Source organism: Candidatus Nanosynbacter featherlites, from assembly GCF_005697565.1.
GTDB classification, from domain to species: domain Bacteria; phylum Patescibacteriota; class Saccharimonadia; order Saccharimonadales; family Saccharimonadaceae; genus Nanosynbacter; species Nanosynbacter featherlites.
In genome coordinates this window covers 65083-88370 of sequence record NZ_CP040004.1, presented here as the reverse complement: position 1 = coordinate 88370, position 23288 = coordinate 65083, and the positions used below count along the sequence as shown (strand labels likewise).

22 protein-coding genes are annotated in these 23288 nt (G+C 47.1%); 3 read left to right on the top strand and 19 right to left on the bottom strand.

Features of this window, described 5'->3' with window-relative positions:
* Window positions 1–8: 8 nt before the first annotated feature.
* From FBF37_RS00430 to FBF37_RS00405, 6 genes are read right to left on the bottom strand one after another with little or no spacing between them, the layout of a single operon-like run.
* Entirely contained in the window at window positions 9–236 is a 228-nt protein-coding gene (locus FBF37_RS00430) for a hypothetical protein (RefSeq protein WP_138078426.1), read from the bottom strand.
* Window positions 233–895, bottom strand: coding sequence for a hypothetical protein (locus FBF37_RS00425; protein ID WP_138078424.1), 663 nt, complete (start codon window positions 893–895; stop codon window positions 233–235). Before FBF37_RS00425 ends, FBF37_RS00430 begins: the two co-directional genes overlap by 4 nt.
* Entirely contained in the window at window positions 895–1623 is a 729-nt protein-coding gene (locus tag FBF37_RS00420) for a PilN domain-containing protein (protein WP_138078422.1), read from the bottom strand. The genes FBF37_RS00425 and FBF37_RS00420 overlap by 1 nt, the downstream gene beginning before the upstream one ends.
* Entirely contained in the window at window positions 1620–2666 is a 1047-nt protein-coding gene (gene pilM / locus FBF37_RS00415) for a type IV pilus assembly protein PilM (protein WP_138078420.1), read from the bottom strand. The genes FBF37_RS00420 and pilM overlap by 4 nt, the downstream gene beginning before the upstream one ends.
* A gap of 47 nt (window positions 2667–2713) precedes the next feature.
* Window positions 2714–5065 carry a hypothetical protein gene (locus FBF37_RS00410; protein ID WP_138078418.1) on the bottom strand — a complete coding sequence of 784 codons (2352 nt, stop codon included), beginning with the start codon at window positions 5063–5065 and terminating at the stop codon, window positions 2714–2716.
* The gene (locus FBF37_RS00405; protein ID WP_138078416.1) at window positions 5066–5554 is read right to left on the bottom strand and encodes a hypothetical protein; all 489 of its coding nucleotides are present in this window, start codon (window positions 5552–5554) and stop codon (window positions 5066–5068) included.
* A gap of 61 nt (window positions 5555–5615) precedes the next feature.
* Between FBF37_RS00405 and ychF the strand changes: the two genes are divergently transcribed.
* Window positions 5616–6695 (top strand): redox-regulated ATPase YchF, encoded by a 1080-nt coding sequence (gene ychF / locus FBF37_RS00400; protein ID WP_138078414.1) that lies wholly within the window; start codon window positions 5616–5618, stop codon window positions 6693–6695.
* Here the strand turns inward: ychF and FBF37_RS00395 are convergent.
* The 6 genes from FBF37_RS00395 to rpsF all read right to left on the bottom strand — a co-directional run bounded on the left by FBF37_RS00395 (window position 6685) and on the right by rpsF (window position 10859).
* Window positions 6685–7422, bottom strand: a complete 738-nt coding sequence (locus FBF37_RS00395) for a TlyA family RNA methyltransferase (RefSeq protein ID WP_138078412.1) — start codon at window positions 7420–7422, stop codon at window positions 6685–6687. The genes ychF and FBF37_RS00395 overlap by 11 nt on opposite strands.
* A complete protein-coding gene (locus tag FBF37_RS00390; protein WP_174843567.1) occupies window positions 7412–8986 on the bottom strand; it encodes a serine hydrolase in 1575 nt (524 codons plus the stop codon). The genes FBF37_RS00395 and FBF37_RS00390 overlap by 11 nt, the downstream gene beginning before the upstream one ends.
* 193 nt (window positions 8987–9179) lie before the next feature.
* Entirely contained in the window at window positions 9180–9740 is a 561-nt protein-coding gene (gene efp, locus FBF37_RS00385; RefSeq protein WP_138078408.1) for an elongation factor P, read from the bottom strand.
* A 76-nt stretch (window positions 9741–9816) separates the two neighbouring features.
* A complete protein-coding gene (gene rpsR, locus FBF37_RS00380) occupies window positions 9817–10017 on the bottom strand; it encodes a 30S ribosomal protein S18 (RefSeq protein WP_138078406.1) in 201 nt (66 codons plus the stop codon).
* Between the two features lie 13 nt (window positions 10018–10030).
* The gene (locus tag FBF37_RS00375) at window positions 10031–10450 is read right to left on the bottom strand and encodes a single-stranded DNA-binding protein (protein ID WP_138078404.1); all 420 of its coding nucleotides are present in this window, start codon (window positions 10448–10450) and stop codon (window positions 10031–10033) included.
* Between the two features lie 49 nt (window positions 10451–10499).
* Complete coding sequence (rpsF, locus tag FBF37_RS00370; protein ID WP_138078402.1) at window positions 10500–10859, bottom strand: 30S ribosomal protein S6; 360 nt, start codon at window positions 10857–10859, stop codon at window positions 10500–10502.
* 135 nt (window positions 10860–10994) lie between these two features.
* On the opposite strand from rpsF, the gene FBF37_RS00365 reads away from it, so the two are divergent.
* On the top strand, window positions 10995–11804 hold the full coding sequence (locus FBF37_RS00365) for a prephenate dehydratase (RefSeq protein WP_138078400.1): 810 nt from the start codon (window positions 10995–10997) through the stop codon (window positions 11802–11804).
* Window positions 11805–11819: 15 nt separating this feature from the next.
* Here FBF37_RS00365 and FBF37_RS00360 read toward each other — a convergent pair whose 3' ends face one another.
* The 6 genes from FBF37_RS00360 to pnp form a co-directional block, all read right to left on the bottom strand.
* Window positions 11820–14045 (bottom strand): FtsK/SpoIIIE family DNA translocase, encoded by a 2226-nt coding sequence (locus FBF37_RS00360; protein ID WP_138078398.1) that lies wholly within the window; start codon window positions 14043–14045, stop codon window positions 11820–11822.
* A gap of 72 nt (window positions 14046–14117) precedes the next feature.
* On the bottom strand, window positions 14118–16259 hold the full coding sequence (locus tag FBF37_RS00355; RefSeq protein ID WP_138078396.1) for a ribonuclease J: 2142 nt from the start codon (window positions 16257–16259) through the stop codon (window positions 14118–14120).
* Window positions 16260–16457: 198 nt separating this feature from the next.
* Entirely contained in the window at window positions 16458–18569 is a 2112-nt protein-coding gene (locus FBF37_RS00350; RefSeq protein WP_138078394.1) for a YhgE/Pip family protein, read from the bottom strand.
* Entirely contained in the window at window positions 18562–18996 is a 435-nt protein-coding gene (locus tag FBF37_RS00345) for an RrF2 family transcriptional regulator (RefSeq protein WP_138078392.1), read from the bottom strand. Before FBF37_RS00345 ends, FBF37_RS00350 begins: the two co-directional genes overlap by 8 nt.
* 132 nt (window positions 18997–19128) lie before the next feature.
* Window positions 19129–20028 (bottom strand): hypothetical protein, encoded by a 900-nt coding sequence (locus tag FBF37_RS00340; protein WP_138078390.1) that lies wholly within the window; start codon window positions 20026–20028, stop codon window positions 19129–19131.
* Between the two features lie 69 nt (window positions 20029–20097).
* Window positions 20098–22206 carry a polyribonucleotide nucleotidyltransferase gene (gene pnp / locus FBF37_RS00335; RefSeq protein ID WP_138078388.1) on the bottom strand — a complete coding sequence of 703 codons (2109 nt, stop codon included), beginning with the start codon at window positions 22204–22206 and terminating at the stop codon, window positions 20098–20100.
* Between the two features lie 148 nt (window positions 22207–22354).
* Here pnp and FBF37_RS00330 point away from each other — a divergent pair, with 148 nt between their 5' ends.
* The gene (locus FBF37_RS00330; protein WP_236861248.1) at window positions 22355–22945 is read left to right on the top strand and encodes a sortase; all 591 of its coding nucleotides are present in this window, start codon (window positions 22355–22357) and stop codon (window positions 22943–22945) included.
* Between the two features lie 55 nt (window positions 22946–23000).
* Here the strand turns inward: FBF37_RS00330 and rpsO are convergent, their stop codons facing one another.
* Window positions 23001–23267, bottom strand: coding sequence for a 30S ribosomal protein S15 (rpsO, locus tag FBF37_RS00325; RefSeq protein ID WP_138078384.1), 267 nt, complete (start codon window positions 23265–23267; stop codon window positions 23001–23003).
* Window positions 23268–23288 lie beyond the last annotated feature (21 nt).

The window sequence follows — 23288 nt, the reverse complement described above, 5'->3', positions numbered from 1 at the left end:
CTAACCCCTTATCCGTTTTCGCCACCAACAATCACTTCAACGGTAGGGTTGATCGCTTTATCGTTAAAAATATCTTTACTCGGTTGCGTTACGTCTGATGAGATCTTGCGAATAGTTTGCACTTTCACACCATTGTCTGGCAACTTCAGGAATGACAGGTTAGAAGCCACCACATACGCGACGATCACGCCCAAACTTGCCACCAAAATAATCATTGCTATATCTGTTTTTTTCATGGTTTTACCACCTTATTTTCAAGTGTAATTGTCTGTGCTGGATTATACGGAACCTTACCTTGTATATTAAGAACCACCTTGCCGTCACCTGCTTGAATCTCCATGGCGGTGATTTCAATGACACGAATTGATTTTTCAAAACGCTCCATCAATTCTTTCAGCTTATCAGGCGCGCCACTAACCGAAAGGTTAAATTTATGTGCCGACTCTGAGGTAGACTCCCCTTCATTGGCAGATGCTGCGTCCACAGTCAAACTCTCTAGTGTCAGCCCTGGCACTGCCCCAATGAACTTTTGTTGCAAAGCGGCACCCAAGGCATCGGCATTTGGCTCAGCTGGTAGTGCGTCCAAAATGGTCTGCAACGGGCTACTTTCGTCACTGGATTTCACTGATTTGAGGGCATCATTTGTCTCTAATACCCTGATGTTATCTTTTAACTCTTTGGCATTAGAGATATTGCTGTGTAGTGTACTCACAGTACCATTCTTTGTAGCAATGACTTTAGAATGGAAAATAATCTGCTGTATCAGGAATATTGACACCACCAGTGCAACACCCGCCAAAAAAGCAGCGCCCGCCACAAAAAAGAACATTGTCTTTTTTGAAGAATCTATCTGTTGGCGTTTGCGAATTGCCACATCTTGCTCACCTGAGGGCATTATTGATTCTCCTTCTTCTGTTCAGTTGATTCACTACGACTAAAGAGGCTCTCTGGAACACCTAAGCGTGAATCTGTTACGTTTGTCTTGCTGGTAGGCGTAATGATTGAAATCGCTTCTTTTGAATGCGCGAATAAATCATCAGGATAGGTGAAAGTGAAAGCAAAGCGCAAGACCTTCTTACCTTCGGCATTCTCGCCAAACGTTGTTTCACCGGCTTTCATATCACTTGCTAGCGACACACCGTCACCCTCGGCATTACCCTTTTTCACCTTGGTGCTGGTCAATGTCTTCTTTAGAACTTCCAGTGCCGCAAAGCCATTAACGGCTGAACCTTCCAGGGTAATTGTCTTTTCTTCTGGGTTGAGGCGCGCCATTGATATTTGCACATTATTTGGCGCCGGTGGATTGATGGCACTGATCAGTGACAATAGTCGTGAATTAATTTTTTTATCACTGTGTAATCGATCAATCTGCCCTAACTGCTGCTGCAGCGTTACGGTCTTATCCAAATCACTAATTTGTGACAGTTCGCCATATTTGTTTTTGATGTCACTGTCTTGTTTTAGCTCAAACGCTAATTGACCGCCCAAAACAACCGCACAGAATACAACAATAGCGATGGATACGATACCTACCAATATCGACATTGATATGACCGCATTGCGCATCATGCGAATACGTAGTAATTCGCGCTTAACATCTGGGATCAGGTTAATTTCAATCATCCTAGATTACTCCTTTGTGCCAAACCAACGACTGTTGCAAATTCGGAAGCCACTGGAGCCAATTGCTGCTGATCATTCTGTGACATTGAAACACGTTGCCACGGATTGGCCGTAACGGCGTTAATGCCGGCCTTTGAGGAAATATATTGATCCATTTGCGGAATAGCTGCTCCGAATCCAGACAATAATATGCCAGAAACTTGCAAGCTTGTGTAACGAGTTTGGAAAAAAGTGATCGATTTGACAATTTCTGAAGCAAAGTTATCCAACACCATATCAATGGCTCGAAGCACCTGACCGTCCAATCGATCTGGCGCCAGACCAAACTTCAAAATAAACTGCCTCGCCTGGTCTTCTTGTACACTAAGGTTCTGCACCGCTGATCGCACTAATGATTGCAGGCCTGTTGGCACAGTGCGCACCAATCGAGGTGTTGTGCCATATACCACAGCTAAGTCAGTAGAGATTTCTCCCATGTCAAGGATAAGTTTCACATCTTGGTTATCAGATGGCGTCAACGAGCGGACCATGGCTATTGGGTCTGGCTCCTCAGCGATAACATTAAAGCCTAAGCCTTCCACAAATTCCAATTTGCTTTCGGCATATGATTTAGCTGTACTGGTCAATAACACCTCATACTGGTTTTGCGTTCGCAAGCTGTCACCGAGCAACGCCCAGTCAACCTTTGCATCGTCAATCGACATTGGAATATATTGTTCCACCTGATATTTCATGGTTGCGCGCAGCTCTTGGTCGGAAACTTTTGGCACATCGATGATAGTGCTGAAGGTTTTACTCGAAGGCAACCCGATGGCAACATTTGAGGTTTTAATGCCACTTTGCCCAACGGCAGTCATGATAACTTCACCCAAACGGCGCTTCGCCTCTGGTGAATCACTGCTTGATATTTTGCTATCAACTGGTGCATAACCATAATGCATCAAGTTCCAGCCTGAACCACTGCGGCCCAACTGAACAACCCGCACCGCGTTTGTACCGATGTCTAGTCCGAAGAAGTCGCCCAACCCTTTTGAGAATTTCATATCACCTTTCATTATACATAAGCTTTTTGTATTTGTAAAACAAAACGTTAAAAACGTGGCGGCAGTTCACGGGAATACATGGTCTGAATGGCACCCGAATCACGTGAACGGCCATAATTTGCTAAATATGCGTCTGGTCGCAAGTTCAAAATCTCTGCTGGTTTACCAAAATCAGTCTGATCAGAACCATGAGTTCGTCGCAGGTAGAGTGACCCGGTGACAATTGGTCCGTTGACGCGAAGCTGCTGTTTATCACAGGCTCCACTTGCCAACAAATCCGTCTCTGGCCAACCCTTGCCATTCTTGGCTTCAGCACAGGTACTGACAGTCTTGTTGGCCAGCAACCAGGCATCGACACGCTGCACATTTGGTTCTATGATGATGTGATCTGCTCGAATGATGAGTTGTGGAATAGACCCAACACTTGATAGCGGCCCGTTTGCATAGGTAATATCGCCGGTAATCCGTACTGTTCGCCCATACACCGTGACGTACGCACCAGTCTTCACCGTACCACCAGTAATCTCCACTTGCGCTGCACGATACTCGGCGTTGCCAGACAACTGTCCGTCACCAATCTTGATCAAACCACTGTCCGTCCCCTTGATGGCTGGGTAATTATATCCCGTGAGGCGACCAAATTGTCCATATGGCGTTTTAGTGTTACGGAATGTTAAGGCGTTATATTCACGCGCCAGACCACCAGCTGGGCCACCATCAGACAATCCAGCCCCCGAAGCAGAAATAATGTTTTGTGGCGACAGGATGCCATATTCTGCCCATGATCCATACCGTTTATCATCTAGAATTGTCATACTAGTCTGCACCAATCCCTTACTTGTCGCTCCGCCAAATGATACGCCAGCCCTAACATCACCACCCCAGAACTGAACTTTTGGCTTTTTACTGACCACCACGCATTTTACCGCGTATGATGATGTTTCTTTGCCAACTTCCTGTTTGTAAGCAGCAACCACTGTTGCGTAACAGACCCTATCACCCGACTGAACCGGTAGACCATTAATATCATCGTCAGACGAGTGAATCACAGTTTGATTGACTGGAAAATCTCGATCCGATCCGTCTTTATACAGGTCTTTACACGCACCAGAAATTGTCACACCATGTTTTGCGGCAATGTGAGCTGCTAATTCACACGGATTCTCAATGGACATTCTTACATTATCGCCCGATTCAGCAATGGTATTGCCCGCCTTTGCCACAAACCGCACAACTGCGCTGCGGGTTGGTTTGGAACGTGTCGGCCCACTGTTGTATATTGACCCCTGCACCCCAGAGACCTTCTTTTGTCCTAACATAATTGTTGTTGAAGCTACATCAATTGATGGTCTCAAGGTGTATTCATATGGCACGACAGCACATGCATAGTTTGAACCAGCAACACCACCCTTGTAGCTAGCTGGTGCCCATTCAATTCGTTGACAGATATTTTTTCCTGCGTCACTTGCTTTAACAGTATATCTCATGACATTCCAGGGGTTCTTTGCACCAGGATAGGGACCATAGTGCTGAATAAACGTGTCTTTTAGCAGTGGCGGGCTAGACCAGCCATAATCAATCACGCTATCTGCCTCTGATGCAGGGATATGCGGACTTCGTGGCAAGTTATGACCCCTGATGGTGTGGCGAATTTGCTGGTTAGCATTTGCATCACGCATAGCCAGTCGGTGAGTAAAACCAATGGTCTCACCTGGTTTAGCAAACAACGTTGCTTTCTGCCAATCCCGATCAACATTTTTATTCCCTGCTGTTTCACGACGAATATAACTCTCTCCCTCTGCACGCCATGGAGCTGCTTGGCGGATTATCCTGACCGGTAACGTTTCTGCTCGACATCGATCAAGCGATCCATTCTCTTTGAAGTCACCACAACGCCGAAATGTCAGGTATACAACCTGTCCATTTGGGTCACCAGGGGTGGCAATATTTCTAATATCCAGAGTAGCTGGCAACGACCCCCCAATTGACGTCCAGCCACTGGCATCACCACGTCCACGGAAAAGATTGGTGCCATGAATAGTTAATCTTGATGATAGTGACTGAATAAACGTAGCATAAAAGGGATCGCCCTCGCATCCAACCATTACCGCCGATCCATGAAGATAAATGGTGATATACTGCTGGTCATGAGCGACAGCCTGGACACCAGTTGAATAATATCCTCGTTCCCAATCATTTGATGGACCATAGTTTCCATCTTTATCATTAAACCACAGGGCTCCTTGTCCACAAACCCCGTATCTCAAATAATTGTTCCAGGCATCTATCTCTGAATTATTATATGCTGGACGTGCCGCATGGGCATCGTTTGTCAAGAATAACGCTGAGGCCATGGCGCCCACCAAGACCAATGAAGCAAACGCCCACCGCCGACTCATTTAGTCTCCCCGCCTCTGATCACCCTGCTTATCATGTGAGCCCACAATATTTTTTATGGCTTCCAGGTTAATGATATCATTGATTCGGTAATCTACATATACGCCAGAACTATTAACTGCTTTTTCGAGAGTTTCATAGCCACTTTTTGCCGCAGCTGCATCCCGAGTGTAGTAAAACGGATACGCCAAGGCCATGAACGCACACGTCGGGTCTTTGTCGTAATCCTTCTTTGTCTTCACGTCGTCAACAAATTGTTTCATGTCTTCGCTGTGCTTTTTCTTTGCCCCCTCATCAATCGACAAGTCAGTGTCTTGACGAATCTTGTTATACCGGTCAATCATATCTTTGCCACATATCACATACGGTGTTTTCACCACTTGTTGTGGCTGCTTAAAACCGAGGTAAACAAACCCGCTTTTTATGCCAGCGACGACAATAGCCACCACGACCACTACTGATATAATGCCCCATATAATCACTTTCTTCATACTGCTTATTCTAATACAGCTACGCTATCCTTGCAACTGTCAGTGATGGTATAATAACGTTATGGGTTTATCTATCGGTATCGTGGGGCTCCCTAATGTTGGCAAGTCAACCACGTTTAATGCATTAACGAACAACGATATTTTAGCAGCAAATTACCCCTTTGCAACGATTGAGCCGAACACGGGAATTGTTCCCGTGCCAGACGAACGATTGGAGGTTCTAGCAAAACTATACGGCTCAGAGAAAATTCTGCCAGCCACGGTGACATTTGTGGATATTGCTGGGTTGGTAGCAGGCGCTTCCAAGGGTGAAGGTTTGGGTAATAAGTTTTTGGCAAATATACGACAATGCGACGCAATTGTTCATGTAGTTCGAGCTTTTGAAAATACTGCTATTTTACGACATGACGAAGCACCGGTAAATCCCAAGGCTGACATTGAGATTATCAATACCGAGTTGATTCTGGCAGATATTCAAACCATAGAAAATCGCTTGCCGAGGCTACAAAAAGAAGCCAAGGCTCGGCCAGCAGCTCGCGAGGAAGTCGCCTACTTGCAAACTCTGCTGGAACAATTACAATCTGGTACGCCACTGTCTTCAATAGCTGATCTGAACACAGAATTGATCCAAGATCTCCACCTACTGACTGCCAAACCAGTTATTTATGCATTCAATGTCGATGAGTCAGGGTTAACAGATACTGCCCTGCAATCAGAGCTGACTTCTCTGGTGGCACCTGCTAAGGCTTTGTTTTTAAGCGCCAAACTGGAAGAAGAACTGAAAGGACTATCACCCACAGAAGCTGCCGAGCTGTTGGAAAGTTACGGCGTCACGGAAACCGGACTCATGCAATTGATCCATGCCGCCTACGATACCCTTGGCCTTCAAAGTTACTTAACTGCTGGACCCAAGGAAGTTCGCGCCTGGACCATCCACAAAGGATGGACAGCACCACAAGCTGCTGGTGTCATTCACACCGACTTTGAAAGAGGCTTCATTGCTGCTCAAGTAGTCGACTATCACGACCTCGTTAGCGCCGGCTCTGAAGCGGCTGCCCGCGCTGCCGGCAAAATACGAACTGAAGGCAAAACCTATGTCATGCAACCTGATGATGTCGTTGAGTTTAGATTTAACGTCTAGCCGACTTGATCACTTTTAGTGCATAAAATCGCTCACGATTACCGCGAGCTCCAGCCACGGCGCTATCAGCTTTGTCCACTGTCACAAACAACTTTGCCGACCAAGTCTCAAAATCACGCAAAATCTGCCGCCGAATTGTATCATTTTTGATGACACCACTGTTACCCAACTGCTGACGCGCGGCTTCAAACTGCGGCTTGACCATGGCCACAATCAGCGTCGTATCCTTGCAAATGCTCGCAAGATGCGGTAAAATTTGCCGTAAACTGATGAACGATACATCGATCAGCACAATATCTGGCGATTCGTCTGGCACAAAATCCCGAATATCAGTTTTTTCGTGCAATTCTATCCTTGAGTCACGTCGCAAATCTGGATGTAATTGATCCGTCCCAACATCAACCGCATATACTTTTTTGGCACCATGTTTCAGCGCATAATCAGTAAACCCGCCAGTACTACTGCCAACATCCAGCACGATTCGGTCAGTAAACCTAACGCCCAAAACTGAAGCAACACTCGCTAATTTCAATCCCGCACGACTGACATATCGTTCACGTGGCGACAGTGTAATCAAGGACTGCTCGCCCACCATATAGCCTGGCTTTTGCACCACCTTTCCATCAACCAGAACATCACCGAGGCGAATATAATTTTCAGCTTGCGATCTACTAGCAACCAGGCCTCGAGCAACCAGTTCCTTATCAAGCCGCCCCTTAGCCGCCATACATAATATCCTCAAGCTTACGAGTTATCTCAGCTATCTTGCCCCACGACTGCCCCTTAGTGATGATCGACATGACATATTTACCCTTTGGATGAGTAACAATGGCTGCATCATTCAAGTAGCCTTCCAGAAAACCAACCTTGTCTTGCACCGTGCCGCTACTGCCGGCCGGTATACCCTGGCGATATACCTGTCGCTGCATCAATCCCAATAGGAAATCACGATGACCACCCCTGACTAAAGTCCCGTCATCAATTCCTTTCAAAATATTCGCCAAATCATTAGTCGATGTCATCACGTAGGAACCCCTAAATGACGTCTCCTTAAAACCTTTGCCCTCACGCAAATATTCAGTGATACCGCTAGCGGTATATTGTGCTATAGTTGCCTCTGGACACGCATTATCCGAGTTCACGATCATCCGCGTTATACATTCTTGCACCGGCACACCACCAATTTTATCATTCATGGTCAACTGGTTGTTGTCAATTTTATCCATCAAAACCATAGCTATATATAATTTGTAAGTGCTGGCCGACACACTAGGCTCACCGCCGCGCACCTGAGCACTCCAGTTTTCGCCAGACACTTGGCTGACTGTCAGACGAATGTCATGATCACGCGCCAATGAATTGACATAAGCCTGCAGTCCCAGTGCCGAATGGGAGAAAGTTTCTTTATATACTGGCTGTGGCGGCAACTGTTTAGCAAGCAAGGCAATTTTACTATCTTTTTCCTCTGTACCAAGCAGCACCTCTTGTACTTTTGTCGTCATTTGCGCAACATCGATGCCTCGACCTGGCGCCCCATTCTCACGCTTTGTCTCCGTGCCGTCATGCATATGAATAACGGTTTTTCCAGCTGGTTTATTAACTACCTTGCCAAATGACTGTTCCAAAAATTCCGTTAACTTTGCCTGGTTTAGTGCTATTTTCGGAACATTATGGCCATCCTCAATGAATGACAAGAGCTTTGCTATAGTTGATTTGTCTATCTTGACCGCCTTGCCTTCAAATTCCAAGGTGATATTTCGCTGCAAAATCTTTTCAACACGAGAACGTAGCTCTTGCAGCTGTTTTTCCGTCACTTTAGCAGACAAACATTTACCCTTCATTTGTACCTCGGTCTTGTCACCCAAAGAATACTGGGTCGAAGCTATCGCCTGACGCGCCTCAGCACTTTGCAATTCACGACCAGATTTTTCAGCCATAACCACCACCTTGCCATTCTGAATCTCTACTCGTGCATTTTCTGGCGGCAAGGTTAAGGTATCACCATATTCAGCCATCTTCGCCTCCAACGCACTTTCATCAAATTTTACTTCAGCATTTTTGACCTCAACTGAACGCCACCATAGACTAAACGGTATCAATCGCTGCCACCATGGATAGTCCAACGCCTTGTCGGCAACGCAATGACTACACACTGTGCCACCAAAATTGTCTACGGAGGCTGCTTGCTTACCATTTCTTGTCACAAATTGCAGCTGTGTCTGCGGAGTACTATCCTTCGCTAGTTTTTCAATATCAGTACGTGTCCACCAGCTAACACTTCGTCCCATCATGTGCGCCCTGCTGGTCAAACGATCGCCCGGAAAGCCCAATTGAACAACCACAGACAACAGACAAAGCACACAAAAACTTGCACAACCATAAAAGACCCATCTCAGCGATGAGTCTTGATGACATCTTTTACAAAAACGGCGCACTCGAAGACGTATAATCTTCAGTCGTAGCGTGAGACACCTCCTCAGTTCTCTACTTTTTTCTTTCCCTATACTCACCAGTCGTTGTGTCGACATTAACAATATCCCCCTGTTTGATAAATGCTGGCACCTTGATCACTAATCCAGTTTCCAATGTCGCATCTTTCAACACGCTCGAAGTCGTGTCACCCTTCACAACATCTTCAGTATAAGTCACTTCCAGATACAAATTCTTTGGTAGTTCTACGTTAATGACTCGCCCATCAAAAAACTGCAGGCTCAATGAGTCACCTTCCTTCAAAAAGTCAGCCGCTGAGTCGACGATTGCTGCGCCTAATTCAAATTGTTCAAAGTTTTCAGGGTCCATAAAATAGAACGTCTCGCCATCGCGGTACAGATATTGAACAGTTTTATTGGTCACTTCAGCTGACTCAATCTTCTCTTGCCCCTTGAAGGTCTTTGGGATAACACTGCCATCAATCAAGTTTTTTAACTTCACATTAACAATTGATCCGCCGCGGCCCATTACCTTCTGGCCGTATTCAACCACGCGATATGGCTTACCGTCTATTTGGCAAATCGTTCCTTTTTTTAAATCTGTTGGCTGGTACATCCTTGCTCCTTTATTTCATCTTTAGAACTGTTGGCCGGCGCGCCACATCCTTTGGTGCGCCGAAAAATGTTCCAAATTAGCCATGTGTCACGAATGGCAACAATGCCAAGTGGCGGGCACGTTTGATAGCAACCGCCAGGCTTCGCTGCTGTTTCTCAGTCAAACCAGTTTTTGCAATTGATTCAATTTGACCGTACACGTTGGTGTATCGTTGCAACGTCTTTACGTCTCGGTAGTCAAATACACTTGGTGTATCCTTTTTTTGTCGTTTAGCCATTTTCTACTCCTTGTTAGAACGGAATTTCTGATAAATCAATTGGCTTATCGTCAATTTCCGTCACTACTTCTTCTTTCGTTGATATATTTGCCGTTGAGCCACCGGTGTCACCACTTGGCCCATCCAGGAAGGTCACGTCAGAGGCAACCACTTCAATTCGTGAACGTCGCTTGCCAGTTTCTTTGTCTTCCCAGCTGTCTTGGCGAAGGCGTCCTTGTACCAATACGCGTCGGCCTTTTGATAGGTACTGCATAACCAACTCACCGAGCTTTTCCCATGCAGTTACATCAAAGAAATCAGCTTGATCATCTTGTGTTTGGCGATCCACCGCGATAGAAAAGCTCACCACCGTCCTTCCTGACGTTGTCGTGCGCTGCTCGGGATCACGGGTCAATCTTCCCATCAAAATGACTTGATTGATACTTCGTGCCATAGTGTTACCCTCCTTGTTATAGGTTTATTATCGATATCGGTTGCGATAATTATGCGTCAGCTTCAGCGGCTTCAGCAGCCATCTTCTCAGATCGCTCGCGCTGCTCTGCCAATGCCTGACGAGTCTTTTCATCAGTCTTTACCAATAAGTAGCGCAGTACTTCGTCAGTGATGTTCAATGTGCTTGAAATCTTGCGTGGTGCGTCTGATGGCAATGTTGCCTCAAAGTACACATACACTGCGAAATCTTCGCGGCGAATTTGGTAAGCCAGTTTTTTCTTACCCCAGTTATCTTCTTTGGTGATTTCACCACCATTGTCTTTGATCAACGCTCGAACCTTGTCCAGCGCCGCGTCCAAATTTGCTTCCAAATCTGGATGAATAAGAACGGTCAGTTCGTATTCGTTCATGTTTCCTCCTTCGGAATCCTTCACGGATAGTTATGCTATCTCACATAACCTTAGGTTATTATTCCCTCGTATTATACGGTAATCTGATGTAAAAGTCCAGCGGTAGGCCCACCAGACCGTGCTACAATAGAATTCATGCGTATCGCTATTCAAGGACAAGCTGGATCATTCCACGAACAAGCAGCAAAACAATGGTACGGACCTGACGCTACCATTGTTCCGTGCGTGACCTTTGGCGATGTCTTTCAAGCCTATGCTCACGGCCAGGCTGACGCCATTGTCGTGGCGGTAGAAAATACCATTTACGGCACCATAAACGAAACATACCGCCACATCGAATCGTGTGGCGCTCCCATCGTCGGTGAAGTGACGCTTACCATTCAACAAACCCTTATCACTAATCCAGGCACAAAACTTGAAGACATCACCGCTGTCTATTCACATCCTGTTGCCTTATCACAATGCCAGCATTTTCTCCAAGAGCACCTACCGCAAGCCGCACAAATTGAATATTTTGATACCGCTGGCGCTGTCGAATTCATCAAACAACAGAGTTCACCACACCTAGCAGCCATCGCGGGTGAAACTGCCGCCCAGCTATACAATATGCCCATTCTCAAACGCCACATCCAAGACGGTCAGGACAACATCACTCGCTTCCTCATCCTTGACCAGACAACGACAGTGACTGACGCCGATCGAGCGACCCTTGTTGTCACCACCGCCCATCAACCAGGCAGCCTCCTTGAGATACTCCGCACCTTTGCCAAGCAGTCAATCAACCTCACCAGCCTCCAATCCCAGCCTATCATCGGCCAACCCTGGAACTATAAATTCTTCATGACCGTTGATGCTGCCGGCCCGTCATTACGTCGCGCCATCAACAAAATCACCTCAACTGGCCACAAAGTCACACTGCTTGGAGAATACAGAACCGCACGATAAGTCCGTCCTTTCAGACTAGCTATCGCCAAGCTCATCAAGGCTTGATACCAACACGTCTCGTGGCTTCGAACCATTGGCCGGACCAATGATTCCTTGATCTTCCATCTCAGCCATGATACGAGCAGCTCGACCATACCCAATCTTCAACCGCATCTGTAATAAACTAGTAGAGGCTCGACGACTCTCAATAACCAAGCGAACAGCGTCCTTAAACATAGCGTCACCGTCGTTGCCCTCCAGGTTCACCATCACGCCACCCTTACCGTTGAGCTGCACAGGCTGAGCAACCACTTCGTCATTGTATTGTGGCGCTGATTGCATCCGGAGGTAATCAGTTATCTTATTAACCTCGTCATCAGTCACCCATGCGCCCTGAATACGTTTTGGCTTACTCATGCTTGGTGTATACAGCAACATATCACCCTGACCAAGCAGCTTCTCGGCACCAATCTGGTCCAGAATAGTTCGGGAGTCAACTTGTGAGGCCACTGTAAACCCAATTCGTGCTGGCACATTCGCCTTAATCAAACCAGTAATCACATCAACGCTCGGGCGCTGCGTTGCCAAAACCAAGTGAATACCCACCGCTCGAGCTTTCTGCGCCAAGCGAACGATCAACGCCTCAACATCACGCGCCGCTACCATCATCAAATCAGCTAACTCATCGATCACAATGACGATGTACGGCATTGCCCCATCCTCATGCTGTTGAACGTTCCCATTCTCATCAGCAACCGGGATTTTCGTGCCAGCAGTCTTAATTTTTTTATTGTAACTCTTGATGTCGCGAATTTTCTCAGCGGCCAACAACTTATACCGCCGCTCCATTTCATTGACCGCCCATTTCAAGGCCGAGATAGTCTTTTCTGGCTCAGTGATCACTGGTGTCAGTAGATGTGGAATGTCTTCATATGGCGCCATTTCCACTTGCTTTGGGTCAACCAAGATCAATTTCATGTCGCTCGGGCTGTTGCGATATAGCAAACTGGTCAATAGAGTATTAATCATCACCGACTTACCAGAACCGGTCTGACCAGCGATCAACATGTGTGGCATTTTGTTGAGCTCGCCAACCACTGCTTCGCCAGAGATATCCTTACCAATCGCAAAACTCAATGGTTCACGAGCGTGCTTCCACTGCTTAGAGTCCAACACACCATATAGTCGCACATCAGCCGCTCGTCGGTTTGGCACCTCAATACCAACGGCTTTTTGTCCAGGAATCGGCGCCTCAATACGCAAGCTCTGCGCTGCCAAGTTCAAAGCAATATTCGTCTCCAACGCCGTGATCCGCGTCAATTTCACACCACTCGGCGGCCGCAAGGTATATTGCGTCACCTTCGGTCCAATATTGGCGTCTTCCATCTCCACATCAATGTTAAATTCCGCCAGCGTATCATGAATGATCTGCGCGTTTTGCCGAATATCACCAGCGTCAGCCGGGCTTTGCTTTTTCTCTAGTAGATCCAGGCTTGGTGATTGCCAATTTGGATCATGCACTGAAACCAATGCTGCCTGTTCCTCAGCCGACTTATCCTGCTTCACACTACCCCGCAAACTACTCAGCGGCGATGTCTTTTTAGCTTTGACTGGCTCTTCCGTATCTACCGTTGGCACACCAGCGTTCAAATTAATCTCGCTAACCTTTCGTGGTTCTGCTTTTTCTGCTTTTGCTGCTTGTCGCATGATTGCCTTATTTTCATCATCCTCCGACGAGTCACGCTGCATCATCTCCCATATCTTACCAAACAACTCTACTGGGGTCATGAGTGTAATAAACAACGCGGTGATAAGGATGAGGACAATATATATCAAGGCAACAATTGGCTTTTCCGCCAGTGTCATCATCATATTATTAGCGACATCGCCAATAACGCCACCAGCTTCTGGAAGCGCATCAGTCTTTAACAACCCAAACAATCCACTCAGCCACACCACCTCCAAAACAGCCGCTATTTTCATGGCAATTGGCAATCGATTATTCTCTGCGCGGAAAGTCTCCACCGCAATATACACCAACAACACTGGCAAAGCGTACATGGCGTAACCAACAACCTTCAAAGTGGTGTGGTTGGTCCACTCCAACACTGGGCCACCGACATCAAACCATGCCACCACTAAGAGTAATGACAGTACAATCATCAAAACTGCCCCAACTTGCGACCAAAAACCACTCGGCACGTCATGTTTTGGCGCGGTCGCCACTGATTTCTTTTTCGTAGTCTTTCGTTTTTTAGGCATAACTGTTATTTATTATACCCCGTTTTACGGATTATCGCACTTATTTATTATATCATACTTTGTTAAATATGTCTAATAAGCCGGTGCGTTGTGTCGCTCTCGAGCTTTAGTGTCATTTGCCTCCGTGTCGGGGACTTGTTTAGCTGGAAATCGTTTTTTTGGTAGTTTTGGAACGACTGAACCGTCGGCATCTACTTCTGACTTGACTGTTCCCTGCGCACCACGAGAAACTTTTCCTGGCGCCTTTAGGCCTCCACCAATTTCATTAACCACTGGGATGACAATTGGTGTTCGGCGTGTCTGGTCGTACAGGATATGCGTGACTTCGTCCTTAATCTCCTTCTTCACCACGTCAAGGTCATACTTGCCAGTGAAACTACGCGCTGCCTTCTGCTTCAGGTACTGACGAATCATATTCATCAATTCCTCAGAGTCACGCAGGTAGATGAAACCGCGGGAAATAATATCCGGACTGGTCAATAACCGACCCGTGCCGCGTTGCACCGTCAACACCACCACAAACATGCCTTCTTGAGACATATGAATGCGGTCCTTCAGTACTACTTCAGAGACGATAGCACCCGTGTCGTCATACATCACACCACCAACTTGAATTCGACCGGCTTTCTTAGCTTGACGCTCAATATCAATTTCAATAATATCGCCGGCGTCACACACAAAGATATTTTTCCTCGGAATGCCACACTCTTTTTCTGCCAGCCGCGCGTTGTGGACCAGCATGTGGAATTCACCGTGAATTGGCATATAGTACGTCGGATTCAAGGCGTTAATCAGCTTAATGTGATCATCGTAGTAGCCATGACCCGACAAGTGTAGCGGCCCAACCCCGGTCAAGTGCGTTTTACCATTCTGAATCACATCAGAACCCTCGCGCATCAAACCATCAACGGTTCGCACCACGTTTTTCTCATTACCCGGAATCGGATTGGAGCTAAACACCACCACGTCAGAGCCTTTGATCTTCATGTATTTATGCGCACCAGTCGCCATGCGATTTAACACGGCATTAAACTCACCCTGTGAACCAGTACAAACCACCGTAACCTGGCTGTCTGGTAACTTGATGATATCCTCCATCTTCATGACGGTATCTTTCGGAATCTTGATAGTCCCTGAGCGCAGCGCCACTTCCAGGTTCTGAATCATCGAAAAGCCAGCGAACGCCACCTTACGCCCGTGCTTGTGCGCTTCTTCCAAAATCAATTGCAAACGGTGCACCTGTGATGAGAAACAGCTTAAAATCACTCGGCTGTTACTAAATTTATCCATCACTTGGCCGATGGAATATTGAATATCAAACTCCGTGTGCGTGTGTGTACCAGCCGACTCACAGTTGGTCGACTCGTTCATGAACATCAACACGCCTTCTTTGGACGCCACTTCGGTCATGCGCTTGAGGTCAAACTTCTGACCGTCAACCGGACTTTCCTCAAATCGCCAGTCACCAGAGTCAATTATTACACCCAATGGCGTCCGAATAATCACCGCCGTTGAATCAGGAATCGAGTGGTTTACCCGCACTAATTCCACTGAAAAATGCTTCGATACTTGAACAATTTCATGGCTCAATGGATCCATCACCCAAAAGTCTGGCTGAAAGTCAGTATCGGCATCAGCCAGCGACTTGTCTAACATACCGATAGTAAATTTCGACGCGTAGACCGGTGCTGGAATCCGATGAATAAAGTGCCGGAAAGAACCGATGTGATCAAGGTGTCCGTGAGTGAACACGTGTGCCTTTATCTTATGCTTATTTTCCTCGAGCCAGGTGATATCTGGCGTGATGTAATTAATACCTGGATAATCGCTGCCCGGAAACAGGAAGCCCATATCCACAATGATAATTTCATCATCGTACTCAATGGCGTTCATGTTTTTACCGATACCCATTTCGCCGACACCACCGATTGGGATAATCCGTAGTTTTGGCTTGCCGCCACGAGTCCGTTTTGGCTGCATTTTGGCACTAAATTGCTCGCCACCATAGCCGTTATAAACTGATTTATTTACCGGGATATTGATTACGTGCTGCGACGCCCTGAGATTGACATTCTCGCTCGTTCGTCGCTGCGCTCGAAAGACCTCGCCTTTACGAGTAGTGGTACTGTTTAATACTGCATTGTTACTTTTTTTCGACTGAGGACGCTTTTTAGCATCATCCTTCTGCGGTGTTGCCAGTCGCCGCTGACCCATATTGTTATACTCCTTTTTTATTACAATAATCTAAAAACCAGGTAGAGAGGTGTTATTTTACTCGCTAGAAATCCCTCTCGTTAGTAGCTTTATTTTAGCAAACTGCCCGCATTTTGTCAAAAAATGACCCTACACCAACCAAGATGCCAGCGCCGTTTTCCCAAAGACGCTGGCATTTTCTAAAAGCTTCAAAGAGGATTAATCGTCGCCATCCACCGAAGTATGAGCAAACTTACGCTTACCGCGGTAGATAAAGAAGCCGATCGTTAACAAGTTAGCCGCCAACAAGAATCCCGCTAGCACCCACATGCCATTGTCATAGAACGAACTGCCTAAGCCTCCCGAAATAGCCTGACGCAACGCCCGAATAGAATAAGTCATCGGCACCAGCGGATTAACCGCCTGGAAAAAGCCATTGGCTGTTTGAATCGGGAATGTTCCCTCGCTTGACCCCAGCTGCAATACTAATAGTACCATCGCTAGGAAGCGTCCTGGATTGTCCAGCACAATTACCAACAGCGACACAATCGACATATAGACAAACGACGTTAAATAAATCGCCCCGATGAAATGCCCCGGGTGGTCTGGCACTAGACCCAGGCAGTAAACCATGATCAGCATCAAAATTGTTGCCTGAACGAAAGCCGCCATACCAGTAACCGAAGCTTTAGCCAACCACCAGCGAAAGGCGTTCTCTTGTTCGGCAAAAGTTTTGCGGATTGGATAAATAATATTCAGAGCAATCGCCCCGACAAACAAGCTCAGCGACAACACGTACGGCGCCAGCGCATAGCCGTAGTTCGGCACGTCGCCCTGCTTGGTCGTTTCCGACTTCACTGGATTAGCCATTTGCTGCTGGGTGGCTGCGCCAGTTGGTTGTATTTTGAGTTGCCGGGAAGCGTCTGCTAGCTTCGTAGCCAGAGTATCCGCGCCGCCCGCCAATTGCGACGCGCCATTCGTTAGTACACCAGAGCGGCTGTCTAATAGACCCGCACCGTTCGCTAGTTGTTGGCTGCCAGTTTGCGCCTGCGCCAGACCATTCGCCAGCGATGACGAGCCAGCCAGCAATTGGTTATTCGCTACTCTGACGCTGTTATAACCATTAAGGGCAGCGGTTGCATTTGGCGCCAGCTGGTTAACGCCGTTGTTCAGCGTAGAAATGCCGGTTTGCAATTGTGCTTGCTGCGTTGACAAACTTTGAGTAAGCGTCTGCAAATCTTTAAGCAGTGCGGCTGCTTGAGTAGTAATTATTTGCGTTTTGCTAAGCGCCTGGGAAAGCTGGCCAATTTGCGGCAAAGTTATAGTTGTCGAACCGCCAGAGCTTGCCGCACTAGCTCCTAGTGTCTGTAGCGTCCCGCCTGCTGCCGTCAAATCCGCTGCTGCCGTTTGCATAGTTTGCATCAGATCTCGTGCTTCACTCTGCACTTTGCTCTGCTGATTAACAAGCGTCGGCGATGGATTATGGACGCTGGTATTTAATTGATTAAGGCCTGCCTGTAACTGTTTCATACCGTTTGTTAACTGCGCAACTTGTGATTCGCTTGGCAAACCGTTCGACAATTGCCCCAAGCCTGCCTGCAATTGGCGCGATCCATCACCGAGCCGCGCTAAGCCATTAGCCATCGCCCGCTGATTTACCGCCAATTGTTTAACACCGCCAGTATACGTCTGCGCGCCCGCTTGCAGCTGCGTCAAACCGTCGTGCAAAGTAGCTGCGCCGCCCGCTGCCGTCTCCAAACCGCTGCCAAGTTTACCTACATTCTCCAACACACCTTTAGCGTACGCCTGAGTAATTTGCTCAGCCATCGACGTTTTAACTTTTTCAGCCGCTTGATTGCTGACCAGCGAACCGATGTAGTTCTTGGCTGGCGTAGTCGTATAGCGAATCACCGCTTGCTGCGGTTGAGCAGCAGTAATCGACGCCGCTTTTGCCGAAAAATCTGTCGGAACAGTCACCACCGCATAGAAATGCCCACTATTAACCCCGTCATCAGCCTGCTGTTTATTTACAAATTCCCAGCCCAAATCATGATTACTTTTGAGTTTTTGCTCAACCGATTGCCCAATATTGGCCGTTTGGCCGTTCAGCTGTGCACCTTTGTCCTCATTGACAAACGCCACCGGCAAATTTTTCACCTGTCCGTACGGATCCCAGATTGAACCCAAGAAAAAACCGCTGTACATAATCGGAATAAACGAGATAACCGCCATCGACAGCAGTAATATTTTATTCTTGCAGAGGTGCTGCCATTCAGCTCGCACCATATTAGCGCGGCGTCTATTTGACAGCCGCTTTAATTTTTCAACCATGCATTACCTCCTTGACAACGTCTGCTAACGTTACCGTCTTTAGATATTCGTTCCACTTCTCTTGCGCCTCGGAAAAGACTTTTTCAATCATAGTCATGCCAATTTCCACCTGGCGAGACCGCGACGCAAACACCCGTTCGACAATCCCTTGAGGCTGAAAAAACGGTGCTTCGCCTTCAATCGCCAACACCACATCGTGCAGCGTCACTTGGCCCATTTCCCGCGCCAAAATGAAACCGCCGACAGCGCCCTGTGTTGAGGTAATTAGCTTTGCTACCACTAGTTTACGACTAATTTTTTTCAAATACGTCGGCGAAACCAACATCTTTTCTGCTAAAGCATCGTTGGTTATCGGCGCTTTTCGCTGCGGGTCAGCCAAAATTGCCATGATACAACACGCCTGCTCAACAGCTCCTGATAGTTTCATGCTTGTCCTTCCGTAAATTAGATATAGTGGATATCGACTATCTATTATATTACGTTTAGTTATTTCAAACAAGCCCCATAGCAAGTAAAAACTCCGCCAAGTGACGGAGCTTTTACTTGCTATAGTAACACGTTATCCCTGGTTCGCCTTCTCGGTCAATACGCGGCCCAAAGCATTCAACTGAGAGTTAACCTCTGCCTTTTGGAATGCCTCGTTTAGCTTCTTTGGAGCGTCACCAGCCTTGAACTTTGTGAGCTGGCGGTACAATTTACTCGCAGCTGCTGACAGGCCAGACGCGTCGCCAGCATCGTGAGCTTTTTGCATCTCCTCAACTATACCTCGTTGCTCATCAAAAGCATCAACTAGCTTCTTTGCTTCTTCGGACAACAACTGGCTCTTTACTTTGGCTAATTTTTTAACAGCAGAAACACAAGAACCAACAGTTTTGTCATAGTTCTCTAGTAACTTACTACGATCTGAGCTAAATCGAGGAAAGGTAGTAGCAGCTCGACAGTTCTTTGTGGTCTCTAACAATTCATCAGATGCATCAGCCAAATCACCTACCATTGCGGTAAATTCATTGTTTTGTTTGATGAAATCGTCATATTTTTGCTTAACATCTTTGTCGCGTAAGGCTTTCATATCTTTCAAGTCGTCAACCGACTTCTTGTATTCTTCTACTGATTCTTTAATCTTATCAGTAGACGCGGTTGATGTCCCATATGAAACCATGCGAAAGGCTGAACCAACCCGTAGATAGGTACCACGCACTTTTGTAACCTTATCGTGCGCTTCCTTGTAATCTTCTTTACTTGGACCACTTAACAAAACCACCGCAAGAACGATACCCACAACCAACAAGATGAAGGCGATCGAACCACCGATGATACCCCACAACATACCCTTGCTCATGCCCTTTTTCTTGGCTGGTCCCTGAGGAACTGGCTGAGTTGGCGCCGGTTGTACACGTGGTTCCGGAACGGTTGCAGCGGGAGTTGGTGTCGAGTTTGTATTATTACCTTTATTATCCATGCATACTCCTTTTCTTACTCTATTAATTGTACACTACTTACGTTTTACTGAACATTGGTTATGTTCAGGCTACAAACCAATCATCGTCAAATTGATCTTACCGCGCTCGTCAATACCAGTTATCTTGACCCGAACAGTCTGACCTTCTTTGACGACATCAGTCACCTTATTTACCCGACCTTCGGCCAGCTTTGAAATGTGTACCATACCATCAACTCCTGGCAAGATATTCACAAAAGCACCAAAGTCTTTGATACCAACGACCCGACCCTCATAGATCTTGCCAACTTCTGGCTCTTCTACCAAACTCTTGATCCAGTTCATAGCTTTTTCAATTGATGCGCCATCTGGGCTAGCCACAGTGATTAAACCGTCTTCTTTGATATCAATTTCAGCACCAGTTTCAGAGGTGATCTTATTGATCATTTCTCCACCCTTGCCAATCACCGCGCCAATCTTGTCTGGATTAATCTTAATCTTCTCAATTCGCGGTGCGTATGGGCTCAATGCTTGGCGTGGTTGTGGTAATACTGACAACATATGCTCCAAAATGTGCGCTCGGCCAGCTTTTGATTGCTCAATTGCTTGCGCCAAAATGTCAACCGGCAATCCATGCACCTTCATATCCATCTGAAGGGCGGTAATTCCCTTGGCCGTACCCGTCACCTTGAAGTCCATATCACCAGCAAAGTCTTCAGCATCAGCAATGTCGCTCAGCACATATGGCGTATCACCATCCATCATTAAGCCCATGGCGATACCAGAGACCGGCGCTTTGAGTGGCACACCCGCATCCATCAGCGCCAAACAACTTGAACAGGTTGCTGCCATTGAGGTAGAACCGTTCTGACTCATGATTTCCGTTACCGAACGAATAGCATATGGGAATTCTTCTTCACTTGGCAAAACTGGCGTTAACGCCCGCTCCGCCAAGTAGCCATGCCCAATTTCCCGACGACCCGGACTGCCCAAACGGCGCACTTCACCAACCGTGTAGCCTGGAGCGTTGTAGTGATGCATATAACGTCGTTCGTAATCGGTCTGCTCCATAGTGTCCACCAACTGTGCGTAGCTCAGCGGCGCCAAGGTAACGATGTTCATACCCTGGGTCACACCACGGGTAAACAAGCTTGATCCGTGTGCTCGCGGTAAGAAACCAACTTCTGAGCTGAGTGGTCGGATTTCCGTCAATTGACGACCATCTGGACGCACCTTGTCCTCAACGATACCTCGGCGTACGTCCTTGTGGAGCGCCAATGTAAAGGCCTCGTCGTATTGAGGTCGCAGTTCATCATAACTCTCGCCAAGTTTTTCGGTAAATTCGTCATGAAACGCCTGACGAATATCCGCGATCAATTCATTGCGCTCTGGGTAGGCACGACGAATAGCTGCACCAAACTTACCATCAACCCACGCGTCAACTTCTGACTGAATGGTTTCATCTGGTAGAACCAGTTCGTATTGCTGTGCAGCTGGTGCGACTTTTTCTGCCAACTGACGCTGAAGCTGGATAGCTGGCTGCATCATCTGATGCGCCCACGCCATTGCATCAATAATCACTTGTTCGCTCACTTCATGAGCACCCGCTTCCACCATGGTGATGCCATTCTCAATACCAGCAACCACCAAATCCAAGTCGCTTACTGCACGCTCCTCAGGGGTCAAAAAGGCCTTAAACTCACCATTAACGTGACCCACACGTAGTCCTGCTACTGGTCCATCAAATGGTGTACCCGTCAGGCTCAGCGCTGCGCTGGCTGCCACTATCGCCACCATATCAGGACGGAAGCTTGGGTCCATGCTGAGGACACTCGACACAACCTGGACTTCCTGCCGATACCCCTTCGGAAACAGGGGGCGAATTGGTCGGTCAATCAGCCGCCCAATCAATATTGCCTCATCCGACGGCCGACCTTCTCGCTTGATAAATCGACTGCCGGAAATCTTGCCCGCAGCATAAAACTTCTCTTCATAATCGATTGACAGCGGGAAATAATCCAGCTCCACTGGTCGCGAGCCAACCATCGCCGTACCCAGCACAACAGTGTCGCCGTAACGCGCTACTACACTGGCGGTAGTACGAAAACCGACCCTATTTACCTCTAACGTCAGCGGTCGACCACACCATTCAGTGGTAACACTAAAAATATCCTTGCCACTTGGATTAATAATGCTCATTATGAGCCTCCTTTCTTATCGCGAAAAGTAACAGGGGTGAAAGCTGATATCTCATGAACTCTCGTCTCTATCACCATTCGCGGTTATTTACTCTTTCATTATATCACACTCTTCAGCCACCACCCGGTGAACTGCTATAATGATAAGCGTGAAGATTAAACGTACTAAAACGACAAAAGATTATCTCATATTAGGTATAGCATTAGCATTATTGGTAGGTGGCGGATATTTGCTCATTACTATTTTTAGCCCCTTTTTTGCCACACAGTTCATCGACCCCAAGAACAACGAGACAACCAAGGTTCTACAAAAAACAACTGATGAATTCCACCCAGAAAATCGCATTTACATCCCGGCTATCAATGTCAATATCCCCTACAAAACAGGTGGCGCAGAAGTGTTAGAGCTAACTGCCTGGTGGCGCAAACCAGAAAATGGTAATCCCAAAGATGGTGGAAATTTCATCGTTGCTGCTCACCGCTTCCAGATTGGACCAACACCACAACGCACCATTAATAACTCTCCGTTCTACAACATCAACAAACTCAAAGTTGGTGACTCTATCACGGTTGATTATGATGGTAAACGCTACGAGTACAGCATATATGATATATATAAGGTTAAGCCTGATGCTATTGAGATAGAAGAACGGACCGATCAACCACGCTTGACCCTGTATTCATGTTCCCTGGGTGGTTCATTTGATAAACGCGAAGTCATCATCGCTGTTCCTAAATAGTCCACAAAAAATCCGCCCCAACATAGTAGGGCGGACCTGAAACTACTTGGCTTGCTTATTTGCGCAGTCCCAATGTAGCCAGCACTTGCTTGTAACTCTCAAAGTCAGTTCGCTCCAAGTATTTTAGCAGGCGTTTACGCTTACCTACCATCTGGACAAGGCCGCGACGAGCCATGAAGTCGTGTTTATTCACCTTCAAGTGCTCTGTAACTTCTTTGATACGAGCTGTCAAAATCGAAATCTGCACCTGTGGGCTACCGACGTCGTTCTTGCCAACCTGAGTCAAAGCAATCGCTTTTTGCTTGTTCTCTTTACTGATCATAGCCGTTTGATTATATCAGGA